The 16308-nt window shown below is 63.7% G+C and carries 17 protein-coding genes; 6 read left to right on the top strand and 11 right to left on the bottom strand.

Translation table 11 applies throughout. The annotated features are described in order from the left end of the window. From Q0S71_RS15505 to Q0S71_RS15495, 3 genes are all read right to left on the bottom strand, one after another. Entirely contained in the window at window positions 1–618 is a 618-nt protein-coding gene (locus tag Q0S71_RS15505) for a PEP-CTERM sorting domain-containing protein (protein ID WP_295997455.1), read from the bottom strand. A 269-nt stretch (window positions 619–887) separates the two neighbouring features. Continuing rightward, on the bottom strand, window positions 888–1538 hold the full coding sequence (locus Q0S71_RS15500) for a CoA transferase subunit B (RefSeq protein ID WP_295997452.1): 651 nt from the start codon (window positions 1536–1538) through the stop codon (window positions 888–890). Between the two features lie 13 nt (window positions 1539–1551). Continuing rightward, window positions 1552–2250, bottom strand: a complete 699-nt coding sequence (locus Q0S71_RS15495; RefSeq protein WP_295997451.1) for a CoA transferase subunit A — start codon at window positions 2248–2250, stop codon at window positions 1552–1554. 178 nt (window positions 2251–2428) lie between these two features. Here Q0S71_RS15495 and Q0S71_RS15490 point away from each other — a divergent pair, with 178 nt between their 5' ends. Continuing rightward, complete coding sequence (locus tag Q0S71_RS15490) at window positions 2429–2989, top strand: PAS and helix-turn-helix domain-containing protein (protein WP_295997448.1); 561 nt, start codon at window positions 2429–2431, stop codon at window positions 2987–2989. A gap of 18 nt (window positions 2990–3007) precedes the next feature. On the opposite strand, the gene Q0S71_RS15485 is transcribed toward Q0S71_RS15490, so the two are convergent. Beyond that, complete coding sequence (locus Q0S71_RS15485) at window positions 3008–3784, bottom strand: SDR family oxidoreductase (protein ID WP_295997445.1); 777 nt, start codon at window positions 3782–3784, stop codon at window positions 3008–3010. 203 nt (window positions 3785–3987) lie between these two features. Between Q0S71_RS15485 and Q0S71_RS15480 the strand changes: the two genes are divergently transcribed. The 3 genes from Q0S71_RS15480 (at window position 3988) to Q0S71_RS15470 (ending at window position 7812) form a co-directional block, all read left to right on the top strand. Further along, a complete protein-coding gene (locus tag Q0S71_RS15480) occupies window positions 3988–5664 on the top strand; it encodes an electron transfer flavoprotein-ubiquinone oxidoreductase (RefSeq protein ID WP_295997442.1) in 1677 nt (558 codons plus the stop codon). Between the two features lie 165 nt (window positions 5665–5829). After that, window positions 5830–6723, top strand: a complete 894-nt coding sequence (locus tag Q0S71_RS15475) for a flagellin (RefSeq protein ID WP_295997439.1) — start codon at window positions 5830–5832, stop codon at window positions 6721–6723. Between the two features lie 126 nt (window positions 6724–6849). Next, entirely contained in the window at window positions 6850–7812 is a 963-nt protein-coding gene (locus Q0S71_RS15470) for a hypothetical protein (RefSeq protein ID WP_295997436.1), read from the top strand. A gap of 27 nt (window positions 7813–7839) precedes the next feature. Here the strand turns inward: Q0S71_RS15470 and Q0S71_RS15465 are convergent, their stop codons facing one another. From Q0S71_RS15465 to Q0S71_RS15435, 7 genes are all read right to left on the bottom strand, one after another. Next, window positions 7840–9927 carry a flagellar biosynthesis protein FlhA gene (locus Q0S71_RS15465; protein ID WP_295997433.1) on the bottom strand — a complete coding sequence of 696 codons (2088 nt, stop codon included), beginning with the start codon at window positions 9925–9927 and terminating at the stop codon, window positions 7840–7842. Next, a complete protein-coding gene (locus Q0S71_RS15460; RefSeq protein WP_295997430.1) occupies window positions 9924–11063 on the bottom strand; it encodes a flagellar biosynthesis protein FlhB in 1140 nt (379 codons plus the stop codon). Before Q0S71_RS15460 ends, Q0S71_RS15465 begins: the two co-directional genes overlap by 4 nt. Further along, window positions 11053–11835, bottom strand: a complete 783-nt coding sequence (locus Q0S71_RS15455) for a flagellar biosynthetic protein FliR (RefSeq protein WP_295997427.1) — start codon at window positions 11833–11835, stop codon at window positions 11053–11055. The genes Q0S71_RS15460 and Q0S71_RS15455 overlap by 11 nt, the downstream gene beginning before the upstream one ends. A 9-nt stretch (window positions 11836–11844) precedes the next feature. Then, window positions 11845–12117, bottom strand: coding sequence for a flagellar biosynthesis protein FliQ (gene fliQ / locus Q0S71_RS15450; RefSeq protein ID WP_295997425.1), 273 nt, complete (start codon window positions 12115–12117; stop codon window positions 11845–11847). 100 nt (window positions 12118–12217) lie between these two features. Then, window positions 12218–13060 carry a flagellar type III secretion system pore protein FliP gene (gene fliP, locus Q0S71_RS15445; RefSeq protein ID WP_295997423.1) on the bottom strand — a complete coding sequence of 281 codons (843 nt, stop codon included), beginning with the start codon at window positions 13058–13060 and terminating at the stop codon, window positions 12218–12220. Next, window positions 13057–13431, bottom strand: a complete 375-nt coding sequence (locus Q0S71_RS15440; protein WP_295997421.1) for a FliM/FliN family flagellar motor switch protein — start codon at window positions 13429–13431, stop codon at window positions 13057–13059. Before Q0S71_RS15440 ends, fliP begins: the two co-directional genes overlap by 4 nt. Window position 13432: 1 nt before the next feature. Continuing rightward, entirely contained in the window at window positions 13433–14305 is an 873-nt protein-coding gene (locus Q0S71_RS15435; protein WP_295997418.1) for a FliM/FliN family flagellar motor switch protein, read from the bottom strand. 648 nt (window positions 14306–14953) lie between these two features. Between Q0S71_RS15435 and Q0S71_RS15430 the strand changes: the two genes are divergently transcribed. Both Q0S71_RS15430 and fliF read left to right on the top strand, forming a co-directional pair. Further along, window positions 14954–15295 (top strand): flagellar hook-basal body complex protein FliE, encoded by a 342-nt coding sequence (locus tag Q0S71_RS15430; protein WP_295997415.1) that lies wholly within the window; start codon window positions 14954–14956, stop codon window positions 15293–15295. A gap of 21 nt (window positions 15296–15316) precedes the next feature. Further along, window positions 15317–16308: flagellar basal-body MS-ring/collar protein FliF (gene fliF / locus Q0S71_RS15425; RefSeq protein ID WP_295997413.1), on the top strand; the 992-nt coding region annotated here is incomplete at its 3' end.

Below are 16308 nucleotides of genomic sequence, written 5' to 3'. Positions count from 1 at the left end.
TTATTGTTTGCGGCGACGGCGGGCCAACAAGGCAGTCAGGCCCAGGCCGGCCGCGAACATGGTCCAGGTGGTCGGTTCCGGCACGGGCAGCGGCACGGTGGTGTAGCGGATGTCGTTAAAGAAGATGCCGTTGCCGGGAATATCGGTGGTAAAAGCGATAGATGTCACAGCTTTGCTGAACACCATGCCGAAAAACTCATGGGCCGTCACATCATTATTGAATTGATAATCGCTGAAGAAACCATGGCCGCCGTCCGCGTAATTCACGAACAGGGTAGATGGAATATTGCCGCCAGGTCCTTGAATATGGCCCAGACCCCACACGTCCATGCCGACGGAATAGATGGGTTTTGCGAAGGTTATGGTAGCGCTATCCGGGCCGGCGAAATAAACATAGTTGCTGACCAGATAATTGTAGCGGGTGGTGTAACCACCGAAGCCGCCGTCGCAATAGCCGCCGTTGCAGCTGAAGGCCAGGTCGCCCCAGTCCCACTTGGTGCCGGTCTGGACAAACGCGCCCGACAAGTCCTGGGTGATCGCCTTGCCGGCCGACAACTTGTCGAAATACGCTTCATCTTCCGTGTACAAATCGGCCGCCGAGGCGAAGGCCGAGACCATGGCGGAGGCCGCCAATACCGCGATGCATACTTTTTTCATCATGACTCCTAGTGTGTGGGGGAATGCAATTAAAGGTCATAATTGCATATAAATATTACAATACTTTTGCCACAAAAAATGGCAATCGCATATTATTTGGACGCGAATTAGGGGCGGGTGTGCGAGAACCCTACAACTATTCAATTGATAGTCACCAGGCGCAAAAAAAAGGCACGCTGGGAAGCGTGCCATAGGGAAAAAGCGTTTGCTGCGGGGTATGTAGCGGGCGGCTAGATGGCCGATACGTCCAGTTCGGCGCCGGTCGCGGCGCGGATTTGCTCCTTGCTCACGCCGGGTGCCAGCTCGATCAGTTTCAAGCCCTGGTCGCCCACTTCAATCACGCCGAGGTCGGTGATAATCAGGTCGACCACGCCGACGCCGGTCAGCGGCAAGTCGCACTTCTTGAGCAGCTTGTGCGACGTCGAACCATCCTTGGCGGTGGCCACGTGTTCCATCAGCACCACCACGCGCTTGACGCCGGCCACCAGGTCCATCGCGCCGCCCATGCCCTTGACCATCTTGCCCGGTATCATCCAGTTGGCCAGGTCGCCCTGCTCCGACACCTGCATCGCGCCCAGGATGGCCAGGTTGATCTTGCCGCCCCGTATCATGCCGAAGGAATCGGCCGAGCTGAAGTAGGCCGAGCCGGGCAGCGCCGTCACGGTTTGCTTGCCCGCGTTGATGAGGTCGGCGTCCACTTCATCGTCGGTCGGGAAGGGGCCGATGCCGAGCAAGCCGTTTTCCGACTGCAAATAGACTTCGATATCATCCGGCACATAATTGGCCACCAGCGTGGGCAAGCCTATGCCCAGGTTCACGTAATAACCGTCCTGCAATTCCTTCGCCGCGCGCGCGGCCATTTCGTCACGAGTCCATGCCATGTTATTCTCCGTCTCAGTTGGCGCGCACAGTGCGCTGCTCGATGCGTTTTTCCGGCGTCGCGTTGACGACGATGCGGTGCACGAAGATGCTCGGCAGGTGGACCTCGTCTGGGTCGATCTCGCCGATCTCGACCAGCAGCTCGACTTCGGCCACGGTGATCTTGCCGGCCATGGCCGCGTTCGGGTTGAAATTGCGCGCCGTCTTGCGGAAGATCAAATTGCCGGCCTTGTCGGCCTTCCAGGCCTTGACCAGCGACACGTCCGACACCAGGCTGCGCTCCATCACATATTGCTCGCCGTCGAATTCGCGGATTTCCTTGCCCTCGGCGACGATGGTGCCGACGCCGGTCTTGGTGAAGAAGGCCGGGATGCCGGCGCCGCCGGCGCGCAACTTCTCGGCCAGCGTGCCTTGCGGCGTGAATTCCAGCTCCAGTTCGCCGGCCAGGTACTGGCGCGCGAATTCCTTGTTCTCGCCCACATAGGAGGCGATCATTTTCTTGATCTGGCGGGTTTCGAGCAGCTGGCCGAGGCCGAAGCCGTCGACGCCGGCGTTGTTCGAGATCGCGGTCAGGCCGGTGACGCCGGAATCGCGCAGCGCGCCGATCAGCGCTTCGGGGATGCCGCACAGGCCGAAGCCGCCGACGGCGATGGTCTGGCCGTTTTGCACGATGCCGGCCAGGGCGGAAGCGGCATCTGGATAAACTTTATTCATACTCGTCCCTTTTCTTTTGTTAAGCTGTGCCTCGTGCAAGAACATTCGACAACAATGTTGATCTTGCCAAGCAGCGCATCAGCATAGAATACGAAAATCAAAAGTACAATACGGTAGAACTACTGTTCGCGCTTGCGCATACACCGCCCCCCCTTATAGCAGAGTTTCCGCACCGCCGATGAACGCACCGCCAGCCATCGATTACGAAACCATCTTCCTGCAGGCGCCGGTCGGCATGTGCATTTCTGAAAACCGCGTCATCCAGCGCTGCAACGACGCCATGGCCAGCACCTTCGGCTACACGCGCGAGGCGCTGCAAGGGGCCTCCTTCCTGACGCTGTACCCGACCCGCGACGAGTTCCTGCGCACGGGCGACCGCATCATCCCCATCATGAACGCCAGGGGCCGTTATTCGGACGAGCGCATCATGCGGCGCGCCAATCAGGAATTATTCTGGTGCCACGTCACCGGGCACGCGCTCCAGCAGAACGCGCCGCTGGGGCCGGGCATCTGGACCTTCGAGGATGTCAGCGAAAAACGCCCGGTGACGGCCGAGCTGACGGCGCGCGAACGCGAAATCGCCGCGCTGCTGGTCGAGGGCAAGACCAGCAAGCTGATCGCGCGCGAAATCGCGCTCAGCCCGCGCACAGTGGAAATGCACAGGGCCAAGCTGATGCGCAAGTTCGGCGCGGCGACGTCGTCGGAACTGGTGCACAAGCTGGTCGGCCTGCATCTGTGAGGCCGCCGGCGCGGCCGCTTACAACGCCGTCATGCCGTCGTCGGCGGAAATGATGGCGCCGTTGATGAAGTGGGAATCCTCGCCGGCCAGCAACAGCAGCAAGCCGTCGAGGTCTTCCGGTTTGCCGGGGCGCTTGCGCGGCAGCATGTCGATGAGCTTCTGGCCCTGCTCGCTGGCGAAGTAGTCCTCGTTGATCTCGGTCGAGATATAACCGGGGCAAATGGCGTTGGTGTTGATGCCGTACTTGCCCCACTCCACCGCCATGGCCTTGGTCATCTGCACCACGCCGGCCTTGCTCATGCAATACACGCCGATCTGCGGCAGCACGCGCAAGCCCGCCACCGAGGCGATGTTGATGATGCGGTGCTGCTTTTTCGGGTCGCCCTTGGCGCGCGCGATCATGCGCTTGGCGGTCTGCTGGGCCACGAAGAAGGCGCCGCGCAGATTGGTGTCCATGATGAAGGCGTAATCGTCCGGCGACACGTCGACCAGGCGCTGCGTGGTCGACACGCCGGAATTGTTGACGAGGATGTCGATCGGCCCCGCTTCCGTCTCGGCGTGCGCGATGGCCGACTTGATGCTGGCATAATCGGTCACGTCCAGGCTGACCACGTGCGCGGCGCCGCCGTCGGCTTCGATTTCGGCGCGCAATTCCTTCAGGCGCTCGGTGCGGCGCGAGGCCAGCACGACCTGGGCGCCGGCCTGGGCCAGCACTTTGGCAAAACGGGCTCCCAGACCGCTGGAGGCGCCGGTGATGAGCGCAATTTTTCCCTCAAAGTTGACTTCTATGCCCACGAGCTACTCCCTTATTTTCTGGTGATGACATGGTGCGAACGAATTTTCCGACGCTTGCGCTGTCTGAACGTAATCATTACACAAATTGCCAGTATTAGATTGCAGCGTCTAATAATGTCCCTCAAAATGGCGCCAAAGTTGCAATCCGCCCCAAAAAGAAGCACACTCGTGCTAAATTTTTTTTATTCTTATAAAAAGTCACCATGACCCAGCCTGATAATTTAGTAGAACAGTACGGCCCGCGCGATGCGATGGAGTATGACGTCGTCATCGTCGGCGGCGGCCCGGCGGGCTTGTCGGCGGCCATCAAGATCAAACAGCTGGCCGCCGAAAAAGGCCAGGAAGTGTCGGTGGTGGTGCTGGAAAAAGGCGGCGAACTGGGCGCGCACATCCTGTCGGGCGCCGTGATGGACCCGAAGGCGCTGACCGAGCTGATCCCGAACTGGAAGGAACTGGGCGCGCCGCTCAACACGGCCGTCACCGAAGACCGCGTGCTGTTCCTGACCGAAACCAAGGCCATCAAGACGCCCAACTTCATGTTGCCGGCCTGCTTTGAAAACCACGGCAACTACGTCATTTCGCTGGGCAATGTGGTGCGCTGGCTGGGCCAGCAGGCCGAGGCGCTGGGCGTCGAAATCTTCCCCGGCTTCCCGGCCGCCGAACTCCTGTACAGCGAGGACGGCGCCGTCAAAGGCGTGGCCACCGGCACTATGGGCGTCAAGCGCGACGGCCAGCCCGGTTCCGACTTCCAGCTCGGCATGGAATTGCACGGCAAGTACACCTTGTTCGCCGAAGGCTCGCGCGGCCACCTCGGCAAGCAGCTGATGGCCAGGTACGACTTGAACAAGGGCAAGGATCCCCAGTCCTACAGCATCGGCATCAAGGAATTGTGGGAAATCGACCCGGCCCGGCATCAGCCCGGCCTGGTCATCCACACCACCGGCTGGCCGCTGGACGCGAAAACCTATGGCGGCTCCTTCCTTTACCACCTGGAAAACAACCAGGTCATGGTCGGCTACGTGGTCGGCTTGAATTACGACAATCCCTACCTGTCGCCGTACGAGGAATTCCAGCGCTACAAGACGCACCCGGCGATCCGCGGCTACTTCGAGGGCGGCAAGCGCATTTCCTACGGCGCCCGCGCGATCACGGCCGGCGGCCTGCAAGCGCTGCCCAAGCTGGTGTTCCCGGGCGGCGCGCTGATCGGCTGCGACGCCGGCTTCCTCAACATGAGCCGCATCAAGGGCAGCCACGCCGCCATCAAGAGCGGCATGCTGGCCGCCGAGGCCGCGTTCGAGGCGCTGGCCGGCGACCGCCGGCACGACGAGCTGAGCGCCTACACGACCGCCTTCGAGAAATCGTGGCTGCATGAGGAGTTGCACGTGGCGCGCAACGTCAAGCCGTGGCTGAACAAGGGCTTGTACCTGGGCAGCGTGATGACGGGCATCGACCAGCTCGTGTTCCGCGGCAAGGCGCCGTGGACCTTGCACCACGACTATGCCGACCATGAATGCCTGAAGCCGGCGTCGCAGTGCACGCCCATCGCCTATCCCAAGCCGGACGGCAAGCTGACCTTCGACCGTTTGTCGTCGGTGTTTATTTCCAACACCAACCACGCGGAAGACCAGCCCGTCCACTTGACGCTGAAGAATCCCAGCGTGCCGGTCGACGTCAACCTGGCCCAGTACGCGGGGCCGGAGGCGCGCTACTGTCCGGCCGGCGTCTACGAATTCGTCAAGACCGACGACGGCGCCGACCGCTTGCAGATCAACGCGCAAAATTGCGTGCACTGTAAAACCTGCGACATCAAGGACCCGACCCAGAACATCGTCTGGGTCACGCCGGAAGGCGGCGGCGGACCGAATTATCCGAATATGTAAACGGCGGGCGGCCCCGCTTTCCCCGGGCCTGGACGGCTCGATACAAATAAAATGAAAAAATTTCCATAAAGCACTTAATGTCCACTTCGAAATGGTCGTCTTGTACTTGAGAGAGCACAAAGAGTACGTTGCTCCGAACTGTATCCACCTAACAGGAGTTATTTCATGCTGAGCCTTCACACCAACAGCGCATCATTGGCCGCACAAAACGCCATCTCGATGACACAGAAGTCGTTGTCGACTTCGCAGACCCGCCTGAGTACCGGCTATCGCGTCAACTCGTCTATGGATGATGCTGCTGGTTTGCAGATCGCGACCCGCCTGAAAGCGCAAACGAGCGGCATGGCCGTGGCCATGCGCAACACCCAGAACAGTATCTCGATGATGCAGACCGCCGAGGGCGCGTTGCAGGAAACCACCAACATCCTGACCCGCATGAAGGATCTGGCGACCCAGGCCGCCGACGGTTCGTCGACCGCCACCGACCAGACCGCCATCCAGTCGGAATACGACACGCTGTCCGACCAGCTCGGCAACATCATCTCCAACACGACGTTCGGCGGCACCAAGCTGCTCAACAACACCAGCGGCACCTTCGCCGTCGCCGGCGGCGTGAAGTTCCAGATCGGTTCGAGCAGCAGCGAAACGACGACCGTCGACCTGAGCACCCAGATGAGCACGGCAACCGGCCTCGACGGCGCCCTGACCGCGGTCAGCGCACGCTACAACGGCTCCGGCACCGTCAGCACCACCGCCGGCACGGAAATGACGGCCGCCGGCGGCGCCAACGCCGAGATCGACAAGCTGTCGACGGCCATCGACGCCGTCTCGACCGTGAAATCGGCGCTGGGCGCCGCGTCCAACAGCCTGGACCACGTGTACAACAACCTGTCCAATATCAGCACCAACACCCAGGCCGCCACCGGCCGTCTGGTCGACGTCGACTTCGCGGCCGAAAGCTCGAACATGACGCAAAGCCAGATGTTGCTGCAAGCGGGCACGGCGATGCTGAAGCAAAGCAACAGCATCTCCTCGCTGGTTATTTCCTTGCTGCAGTAATCCTAGCGCCTTCCTGATCTGGCGACAGCGCAGGAAACCAGGGGCCAACCGCACGCCGGTTGGCTTTTTTTTGGCCCGCTGTTCCGGGACATGGTATCTTTGCTGCACCCTCAGCGAGAAAGATCGATGGCCGTAGACCGTATCTCCCCTTCCGGACCGTCGCTGATCCCGCCGGACCGTGGTCGCGCCCCGCCGCAGGGGCCGGCCCCCGCCGCGCCCGGCCACGACGTCGACGGCGCCGACGATTTCGCGCTGGCGCCGCTGAACCCCAACCAGATCGGCACCGTCCTCGACGGCCTCGATGGTCCCGGCGCGCCCGGCGACACGCCGCAACCGGGCGCCGCCGCGATGGCCCAGGCCATGGCGGCCGAAGCCGTGCTGGCCAACGATCCGGCGGCGATGCGCCCCAATCAACTGTTTTTATCGCGCCAGCTGGTCTGGCGCTCGCCCGACGCGGCGCTGATGGCCGGTTCCTGGCACGTCATGGTGCGCACCTACGGCGAGCAGCGCGCCGCGTGGTTGCAGCAGGCCAGCGGCCAGCGCCTGCCGGCCAGCCTCTTCATGGCCGACAGCGGCGGCGACAATCTGCGCGAGGGCCGCGCGCCGGCGCCGCTGGTGACGGAGCTGGAACCGTGGCGCTTCGCCGTCTACGCCTGGGGCGCCGAGCAACTGGTGCTGCGGGTGCTGGCGCGCGACGCCGACAGCGGCTCCAGCGCCAACGGCCAGCGCCGCCGCAGCCGCGCCGTGCTGCGGCTGGACTTGATGCTGCCGGGCGTGGGCCGGGTTATCATCCAGATGGAGCCGGTCGGCGGCGGCGTCGTGCTCGACGTCGGCGCCCAGCAGAACGCGGCCATGCAGCACATGCGCGAAATGTTGCCGCGGCTGGCCGCGCTGGTGGCCCGCAGCGGGGTGACGATCTTGCGCTGCCGGCTGATGCGCGAGCTGCCGCCGCCGAGCGCGGAGCGGGTCTATCCGACCCGGGCCCAGGCGGCGGCGCTGACGCACGCCATCTTCAAGGCGATGGCCGAGGTGGCGGTGATGCTGGCCCAGCCGCTGCCGCCGGACGATGTGTTTTCCCAGTCGGCCTGAGACCACCCTGGTCCACCCCGGCCTATCCTAGCCGACCGTGCCGATGATGCTCACTTCGCGGTTTTCCGGCACCTCGTTATACGACAGCACGTGCAGTCCCGGCGCGAACAAACGCGCATAGCGGGCCAGCAAAGGACGGATCTGCGGCAGCACCAGCAGCAGCGGCGGCGTGCTCTGCTGCTTCATCTGTTCGCGCGCGACCGGCATGTTCACTTGCAGCTGGGACAGCAGATGCGGATCGATGGGATAGTTGTCGAGCACCACCTTGCCGCTCTGGCGCGCCTGGTTCAGCGAGCCGAGCAACATGTTTTCCAGGTCGCCGCCCAGGTTGAAGGCCTTCATTTCCAGCTTCTGGCCGAACAGGCCGGAAACGATCTGGCGCCGCAGCGCGCAGCGCACCTCGGCCGCCAGCAAGATCGGGTCCTTGGTGGTTTCCGAGCTGTCGAGCAAGGTGGTGGCGATCGGCACGATATCCTTGATCGACACGTTTTCGGCCAGCAGCACGCGCAGCACGCGCAGCAGCTGGGTGTGGGTGAGCGCCTTGTCGAGCGAGGCGGCCAGCTTGGGCGAGAGCGCGGCCAGGCGCTCCATCAGCGCCGCCACGTCGTCGTGGCGCAGCAGCTCCGGCAGATATTCGCGGATCAGCTTGGAAACGTGGGTGGCGATGGCGCTGGGCGCCTCGACCACCTGATAACCGAGGCCGAGCGCGTTGGCCTTTTCGCCGACCTCGATCCACGTGACCGGCATGCCGTAGGCCGGCTCGACGCCGGGGATGCCGTCGATCTGGCCGTAGACGGTCGGCGACGGGATCGCCATCAGGCGGTCGGCGAACACTTCGGCCTGGCCCACCACGCTGCCCGACAGCACCACCGCGTACTGCGAAGCCTTCAGGCTCAGGTCGTCGCGCACGATGATGGGCGGCAGCAGCAGGCCCATCGCCTCGGACAGGCTCTGGCGCACGCCCTTGATGCGCTTGGCCAGCGGCTCGCCCTGGGCCTTGTCTATCATGCCGACCAGCTTGTAGCCCAGCGCCACCTGCAACTGCTGCACGGACGGCAGGCTGTGCCACTCCAGCTCCGGCACGCGCTCGTCGCGCAGCGCCGCTTCGATGGCGGCGATGCTGGCCGGGTCGGGCTTGCGCTCGCGCGTGGCCAGCTTCCAGCCGACGAAGGCCAGCACCAGCGCGAAGGCCATGAAGGTCATCCACGGCATGCCCGGCACCAGCGCCAGGACCAGCATCATGCCGGCCGCGCTCAAGATCACCTGCGGCGAGGCCAGCAGCTGACCGCCCACTTGCTGCTCGAAGTCGCCCGAATCGCTGATGCGGGTCACCAGGATGGCGGCGGCGGCCGACAGCAGCAGCGCCGGGATTTGCGCCACCAGGCCGTCGCCGATGGTCAGCAGCGCGTATTCCTTGAAGGCGGCGTCCAGGTGCATATCGTGCATCAGCGCGCCGATCGCCACGCCGCCGACCATATTGATGATCAGGATCAGGATGCTGGCGACGGCGTCGCCGCGCACGAACTTGGAGGCGCCGTCCATGGCGCCGTAGAAATCGGCCTCGGCGGCGACGTCGGCGCGGCGGATCTGGGCTTTTTCCTGGTTGATGAGGCCGGCATTCAAGTCGGCGTCGATCGCCATCTGTTTGCCCGGCAAGGCGTCCAGCGTGAAGCGGGCCGACACTTCGGAAATGCGCTCGGCGCCCTTGGTGACGACGACGAAGTTAATAATCATCAAGATCACGAAGACCACGATGCCGACCACGAAATTGCCGCCGATGACGACGTTGCCGAACGCTTCGATCACCTGGCCGGCCGCCGTCGGGCCCTCGTGGCCGCGCAGCAGCACCACCCGGGTCGAGGCCACGTTCAGCGTCAGCCGCATCATGGTGGTGGCCAGGATCACGGTCGGGAACACCGAGAAGTCCAGCGGCCGCCGCGCCGACACACTGACCAGGATCACGATCAGCGCCAGCACGATGTTGAAGGTGAACATCACGTCGAGCAGGATCGGCGGCAGCGGCAGGATAATCATCGCCAGGATCACCAGCAGGAAAGCCGGGGTGGCGAATTTGTGGCGGCGCATTTCAGCGGCCAGCCGGGTCAGGAAACTCACGATACAACCTCACTCATGGCGGATGGGATCACCATCTCGTTGGGGAAAGCGGGCTGGGCGTTGCGGCGCCCGCTTCGGAATGCCTGCAATTGCAGCACATAGTTCAGCACCTGCGACACGGCCTGGTAGAGCTGGACCGGAATCTGCTGGTTGACCTGGCTGGGGTTGTAGATGGCGCGCGCCAGCGGCGCCAGCGGCAGCACCTCGATGCCGTGCTCGCGCGCGATCTGGCGGATATACAGCGCCATCTCGTCGACGCCCTTGGCCACCACATAGGGTGCTTCGGCGCGCGCGCCGTCATACTTGAGGGCGACGGCGTAATGTTCGGGGTTGACGATGACGACGTCGGCCGTCGGCACGGTCTTGCGGGCGCTGCGCCGCGCCAGGGCCCGCTGCAACTGGCGGATACGGTTCTTGACCTCGGGCCGGCCTTCGCTGGACTTGTGCTCTTCCTTCAAGTCGTGCTTGCTCATGCGCTGGTTCTTGGCGAAGAAATAAGCCTGGGCCGGCACGTCGATCAGGGCGAACAGGATGAACACGGAACACAGCGCCATCAAGCCGTCGAGCATCAGATTGGAGCCGGCCATCATGGCCTGGCCCAGCGGCAGGTGCTGCAACTGGGTGTAGTCGCGGATGGTCGAGCGGCTCACGTGCACCAGCACCCAGCCCAGCACGCCCGCCTTGCCCAGCGAAATGAGGAACTCGAAACCGTGGCGCGCGCTGAACAGGCGGCCCAGGTTGGCGGCCGGACTGAGGCGCTCCATCTTGGGCGCCCAGTGCGAGGTGCTGACCACCCAGCCGCCCGGCACCAGCGCGCCCAGCACGACGAACAGCGGCACGATGAACAGCGGCAGCACCATCTTGATGAGCAGCCACATGGCGGTGCCGAAGACGATGGAGAGGGTGTTGTCGAGCGCGCCCTCGGAACCGAGCGGCGCGAACGACTGGTGAAAGATTTCCAGGAAGTCGGCGTAGTAGCCCGGCAGCAGCCAGACCAGCAACTTCAGGCTGACCAGGATGCCGATCGCGCTGGCCAGGTCGCGCGAGCGCACCACCTGCCCTTCCTGGCGCGACTTCTTCAGCTTTTGCTGTGAGGCCTTCTCGGTCTTGTCGCCGGTGCCGCTGCTATCCGCCATGGGCCGCCACCATTTGTTGTTGGATCAGGTTCAGGATGCGGTTCGTCATCGCCACATAATGCTCGGGCACGAAGCGCACCATCTGCGTCAGCATCAGCAGGCCGAACAGCGTGATGACGGAAAAGCCCAGCGAAAACAGGTTCAGCGTCGGCGCCACCCGGTTCAGCAGGCCGAAGCCGAGCTGCACCACCAGCGTCGAAAACACCACCGGTATCGCCAGCAACATGGCGGCGGCGAAGACCCAGGCGATGTTGTAGGCCACCGTTTGCAGCAGCAGGTTGCCGAAGCCGGCGCCCAGCGGCCAGGCCTGGTAGCTGGCGCCGATCACGCCGACCACCATCAGGTGGCCGTCGATGGCGAAGAAGATGATGATGGACAGCACGCTGAGCAGGCTGGAGACGACGTCCGACGAGGTGCCGTTCATGGGGTCGTTCATGACGGCCATGGAAAAGCCCATCTGGCTGGTGACGAGAAAGCCCAGCACGCCGATCACGGCCGTCGTGTAGTGGAAGGCCAGGCCCAGCACGAAACCTATCATGGCCTGCTCGACCGTCGCCACCACGCCGTGCATGGAAAAGGGATCGATGGGCGCGGCCCGCTGCACCATGGGCAGCATCAGCACCGCCAGCACCAGCGCCAGCAGGATGCGCAGCGTCACCGGCATCACCGATTCGCCGATCACCGGCACCGACGACAGCATCGCCAGGGTGCGGCAAAACGGCCACCACAGCGCGGTCAGCAGCGGCAATAGTTGGCTCAGGACGTCTTCCATGGAAATGGGCTAGCCGACCAGCGTGGCGGCGCGGTTGAAGATGCTGACGCAGAAATCCATCAGCATGCCGGACATCCAGCGCCCCATGACGATGATGGCCAGCAGGGTCACGAGCAGGCGCGGCAGGAAGCTCAGCGTCTGTTCATTGATCTGGGTGGCGGCCTGCACCAGCGCCACCACCAGGCCGGTGACCAGGCCCGGCACGACCAGCAGCAGCACCAGCAACATGACGATGTGCAGCGCTTCCACGATCAGGTCGACCGCCACTTCGGGTGTCAGCATAGCGCGCGTCTTTCGGTAGACATTTCGGTAGACATTATGGTTGCACGGTTGTTCATCGGCGCGGACCGGCACGCACTCCAGTCCGCACCCGGGTTGGGATTCAATAAGCCTGGATACTCGTCACCAGCGTGTTGACGGTCAGCGTCCAGCCGTCGACCAGCACGAACAGCAGCAGCTTGAACGGCAGCGAAATGACCAGCGGCGACAGCATCATCATGCCCATCGCCATCAGCACCGACGACACCACCAGGTCGATCACGAGGAAGGGGATGAACAGCAGGCAGCCGATCTGGAAGGCGGTCTTCAATTCCGACAGCACGAAGGCGGCCAGCTTGACCGTGAAGCTGTGCTCGGCCGCCACCGTGATCTTGTCTTCGCCGGCCAGGTGGACGATCTGGGCCAGCGCCGCCTTGCTGGTCTGGGCCAGCATGAAGCGCGACACCGGTTGCGCGGCGATCTGCAAGGCTTCCTGCAGGCCGATCTGGTCTTTATCGTAGGGCACGAAGGCGTTGGTCCAGATCTGGTCGCCGACCGGCCGCATCACCAGCAAGGTGAGGATCAGCGCCACGCCGGTGATGACGCGGTTGGGCAGGCCCTGCTGCAAACCCAGCGCCTGGCGCAGCAGCGACAGCACGATGACGAAGCGGGTGAAGCTGGTCATCATCATCATCAGCACGGGCAGCAGGCCCAGCAAGGTCATGATGACCAGGATCTGGCTCTTGACCGTCAGCTCGGTCTTGGCGCCGGGCACGATGTCGCCCAGCAGGTCGACGGCCCGCGCCCAGCGCGGCCAGCACAGCAGCACCAGCAGCGCCAGGCCGCCCAGGCCGGCCAGCAGCGGCGTCAGCCGGCGCGGCCGCGCCGATGCGGTCCGCGGTTGCGGCAGTGGTTGCGTCAGCAACTCCCGTCCGAGCGGCGCCAGCGGCCGCGCGCCGGCCGTCATGGCGTCATCATGTCCAGGTTGAGCCCTTCCAGATCGATCACCTTCAAACCGTAATTCTCGCCCGCCACCACCACTTCGGCGCGGCCGATGGCGGTGCCGTTGACCTTGATGATGAGCGGTTCGCCGGCCAGCACGTCGAGCTCGACGACGCTGTCGGGGCCGATGGCCATCAAATCCTGCAGGGAGATGCGGGCCGAGCCCACCTCCAGCGTCAGCGTGACGGGGATCTTGCGCATCATCTGCGGCAAGTCGCGGCGGGCGCGCGGTTCCGGCGCCTCCGCCAATTCGGTGCCGACCTGGTCGATGATCATTTCCTCCGACAGGTCGTCCAACAAGGCGTCGCTGGTAGGATTGGCATTCATGTTCATCATGTTATTCGGCGTCTTCAAAAGAGGTTAAACAGAGTTTGCCTTTGTGCTCGCTGACCGCCGCCGTGAACAGGCGCGACTCTTCGAGCAAGACATCGGCTCTGTGCAGGCTGATGGGGATGATGTCGCCCACTTGCAGGTCGAACAGGCTGCCCAGCGGTACTTCCTTGGTAATCAGGCGGCCGTTGAGCGCCACCTGCAGCCGCTGCGCCAGCGGACCGAGGCCGCGCGACGGCTTCTTGGCCTGCGCGCGGCCGCGCAGCAGGCCGCTGAGCACGGCGGCCATCAGCTGCTTGTCGAGCGCGAACCAGAACTTGCCGGGCGAACCGCTGTCGATGTCGGTCAGCGTGACGCAGACCAGCCAGCCGCCCTTGAGCGGCGGCGAGCCGATGGCGGTCTTGAAGTCGGCGGCGGCGCCCGGCGCCTTGACCGCGTCGGCGCCGCCGGGCAGGTTGAGCGCGATGCGGGCCGCCAGCGTGGCGGCCAGTTGTTGCCCGAGCACCACAGCGAGGCGCTCCTCCGTGGCCGTCACGCGCACGGCCGCCGCGTCGACGGCGCCGGTGGCGTCGCTTTTATTGCGGCCGTAGCGGAAATTGAGCACGCTGAGCAGCACCTTGCGCTCCAGCGAAAAGCCGATCACGCCGGACGGCGCGTCATAGGTCAGCCAGCGGCCGGCCTCGTCGGCGCTGTCGGTGCGGCTGCATTCCACGTCCTCGACCTGGAAGCCGCCCCAGTAGCGCCGGTTCATGACCAGCCGCATGGCCTGGCTCAAGTCATCGCGCAACTGTGCCGCAAACAAGTGCAGCAGGTGCACCGGACGACCCAGCAGACTGGGGTCGAGGATCTGGTGGGGGGCGCTAGGTTTGGTGGTTGTCATGTCGGTTATATAACCCTCGGTAAGCCTCGGTGAGCCGCTGCCGCCGTCCCGAAATAGCGTTGCATCGCGAAAAATCGGATGCATACTACATCGTAACTTAAAGTCGGACTATGCCGGTAGCTAAGGATACACGAAAATGTATTTTATTGCCATGTAACAATATTGAAATACCAAATAAGGCTTTACATGAAAGTTGCTAACGGGTAAGCTAAATCGGCGCGGCAAGATCACGGCATGGTGGATAGTTTCGCCAATGCAATGTTGATAGTTGCCGAACAATGTATGATTTATAAGTCTATTTGCTAATAAAAAATAGTATTCCCCGCTCAGCCGCCCAATAAGCGCCGTGTTTCACGGCTGCCGGCGGCGTGCGGAAAGGCGAAGGAGTTCGCTGTCGGGCGGCGCTGTTGCGGCCGTTTTACGGCCGTTTTTTGGCGCTCCCCCATCTTTTGGGAGAGGCCCGCCATGTCGGTTTTTAGCCTGGATGTCTATACAACTTGAGCGTCAGGGTACCATGAGGCATAGCACTATCAGCGGCGCTGCGGCGCGTCCGGCACAGCCCTCGCGCCGGCGCCTTGCCGCACGGCACAGTAAGAGTTGGCGGGTAGTCATCGCTGTCAACAACGTTGCACATGGCGGAGGTCCAAGATGAGCAGTGGAATCACAAATTTGATCCAGGCCGACCTGGCCTCGCTGACCAGCGCGGCCAGCAATCTGGCCGACAGCGGCGTCGCCGCGGCCAACCGTTACAACGGCGGCGACGACGCGGCGCCCTCCTTCAGCCAGTCGATGATGAACGCGATCGGCAAGGTCAACCAGGACGACGCCACGGCCGGGCAGTTGAGCGCCGACGTCAGCAGCGGCAAGAGCGACGACCTGGTCGGCGCCATGCTGTCGAGCCAGCAGGCCAGCCTGTCGTTTTCGATGCTGATGCAAGTTCGCAACAAAGTAATGGGCGCGGTCGACGAACTCATCAAATTACCGCTGTAAGTTTTTTGCGAAAGCACGCCAGTGATCAACCTCATCAAGTCCCTCATCGCGCGCTGGCGCACCAGCGCCGCCCCCGCGCTGTCGCCCGCCCTGGTGCGCAATTTCTATCCCATGCTGCTGCTGGCCATCGGCGTGACGGCCATGATCCTGATGTATCTGTGGAGCGACCAGTCGGGCTACAAGCCGGTCTTCGGCGGCCGCGAAAAAGTGGCGGCGGCCGACATGATGACGGTGCTGGACGGCGAACACATCCCCTACCGCATCCATCCCGACAGCGGCCAGGTGCTGGTGCCGCAATCGATGCTGGGCAAGGTGCGCATGGTGCTGGCGGCCAAGGGCGTGACGGCGCAGCTGCCGGCCGGCCTGGAATTGATGGACAAGAACGATCCGCTGGGCGTGTCGCAATTCGTGCAGGACGTGCGCTTCCGCCGCGGCCTCGAAGGCGAGCTGGCGCAGTCCATCATGACGCTCGACGCCATCGACCACGCGCGCGTCCATTTGTCGATCGCCAAGTCGACCTCCTTCGTCTCCAGCGACGGCGACAAGTCCTCGGCCGCCGTCATCATCGCCACCAAGCCGGGCCGCACGCTGGCGCCGGAAGCCATCGCCGCCATCGTCAACATGGTGTCGGGCAGCGTCGCCAGCCTCAGCCCGCAGCGCGTCAGCCTGGTCGACCAGGCCGGCAACCTGCTGTCCTCGCACATCGACTTGAGCGAGGGTTTCGACGCCGGCGGCGCCGGCGGCGAGGGCGGCAAGCATTATCAGGACGAAGTGCGCGGCAATATCCGCGGCTTGCTCGGCCCCGTCATCGGCGAGGACAATTTCCACACCAGCGTCACGGCCGTGGTCGACAACGACAAGGTCGATGAGACGGTGGAAAAATACGGCGAAACGCCGAAGGTGACGAGCGAGGCCATGCGCGACGAGACCGAGCGCAACCGCACCGTCGCCGGCGTGCCCGGCTCGCTGTCCAACCGGCCGCCGGCGCCGGCCGATCCGGCCGCCGCGGCGGC

The organism is Rugamonas sp., assembly GCF_025354735.1.
GTDB lineage: Bacteria > Pseudomonadota > Gammaproteobacteria > Burkholderiales > Burkholderiaceae_D > Rugamonas.
The sequence above is the reverse complement of the archived record's forward strand: the minus strand, read 5'-3'. Positions and strand labels throughout refer to the sequence as shown.

Bases quoted from the DNA above. Each gene is read 5' to 3' on its own strand.
- Q0S71_RS15480 (WP_295997442.1), top strand. From the start codon at position 3,988: ATGACCCAGCCTGATAATTTAGTAGAACAGTACGGCCCGCGCGATGCG.
- Q0S71_RS15495 (WP_295997451.1), bottom strand. From the start codon at position 2,250: ATGAATAAAGTTTATCCAGATGCCGCTTCCGCCCTGGCCGGCATCGTG.
- Q0S71_RS15435 (WP_295997418.1), bottom strand. From the start codon at position 14,305: ATGACAACCACCAAACCTAGCGCCCCCCACCAGATCCTCGACCCCAGT.
- Q0S71_RS15500 (WP_295997452.1), bottom strand. From the start codon at position 1,538: ATGGCATGGACTCGTGACGAAATGGCCGCGCGCGCGGCGAAGGAATTG.
- fliP (WP_295997423.1), bottom strand. From the start codon at position 13,060: ATGACGGCCGGCGCGCGGCCGCTGGCGCCGCTCGGACGGGAGTTGCTG.
- Q0S71_RS15490 (WP_295997448.1), top strand. From the start codon at position 2,429: ATGAACGCACCGCCAGCCATCGATTACGAAACCATCTTCCTGCAGGCG.
- fliQ (WP_295997425.1), bottom strand. From the start codon at position 12,117: ATGCTGACACCCGAAGTGGCGGTCGACCTGATCGTGGAAGCGCTGCAC.
- Q0S71_RS15455 (WP_295997427.1), bottom strand. From the start codon at position 11,835: ATGGAAGACGTCCTGAGCCAACTATTGCCGCTGCTGACCGCGCTGTGG.
- Q0S71_RS15470 (WP_295997436.1), top strand. From the start codon at position 6,850: ATGGCCGTAGACCGTATCTCCCCTTCCGGACCGTCGCTGATCCCGCCG.
- Q0S71_RS15475 (WP_295997439.1), top strand. From the start codon at position 5,830: ATGCTGAGCCTTCACACCAACAGCGCATCATTGGCCGCACAAAACGCC.
- Q0S71_RS15460 (WP_295997430.1), bottom strand. From the start codon at position 11,063: ATGGCGGATAGCAGCGGCACCGGCGACAAGACCGAGAAGGCCTCACAG.
- Q0S71_RS15505 (WP_295997455.1), bottom strand. From the start codon at position 618: ATGGTCTCGGCCTTCGCCTCGGCGGCCGATTTGTACACGGAAGATGAA.
- Q0S71_RS15430 (WP_295997415.1), top strand. From the start codon at position 14,954: ATGAGCAGTGGAATCACAAATTTGATCCAGGCCGACCTGGCCTCGCTG.
- Q0S71_RS15440 (WP_295997421.1), bottom strand. From the start codon at position 13,431: ATGATGAACATGAATGCCAATCCTACCAGCGACGCCTTGTTGGACGAC.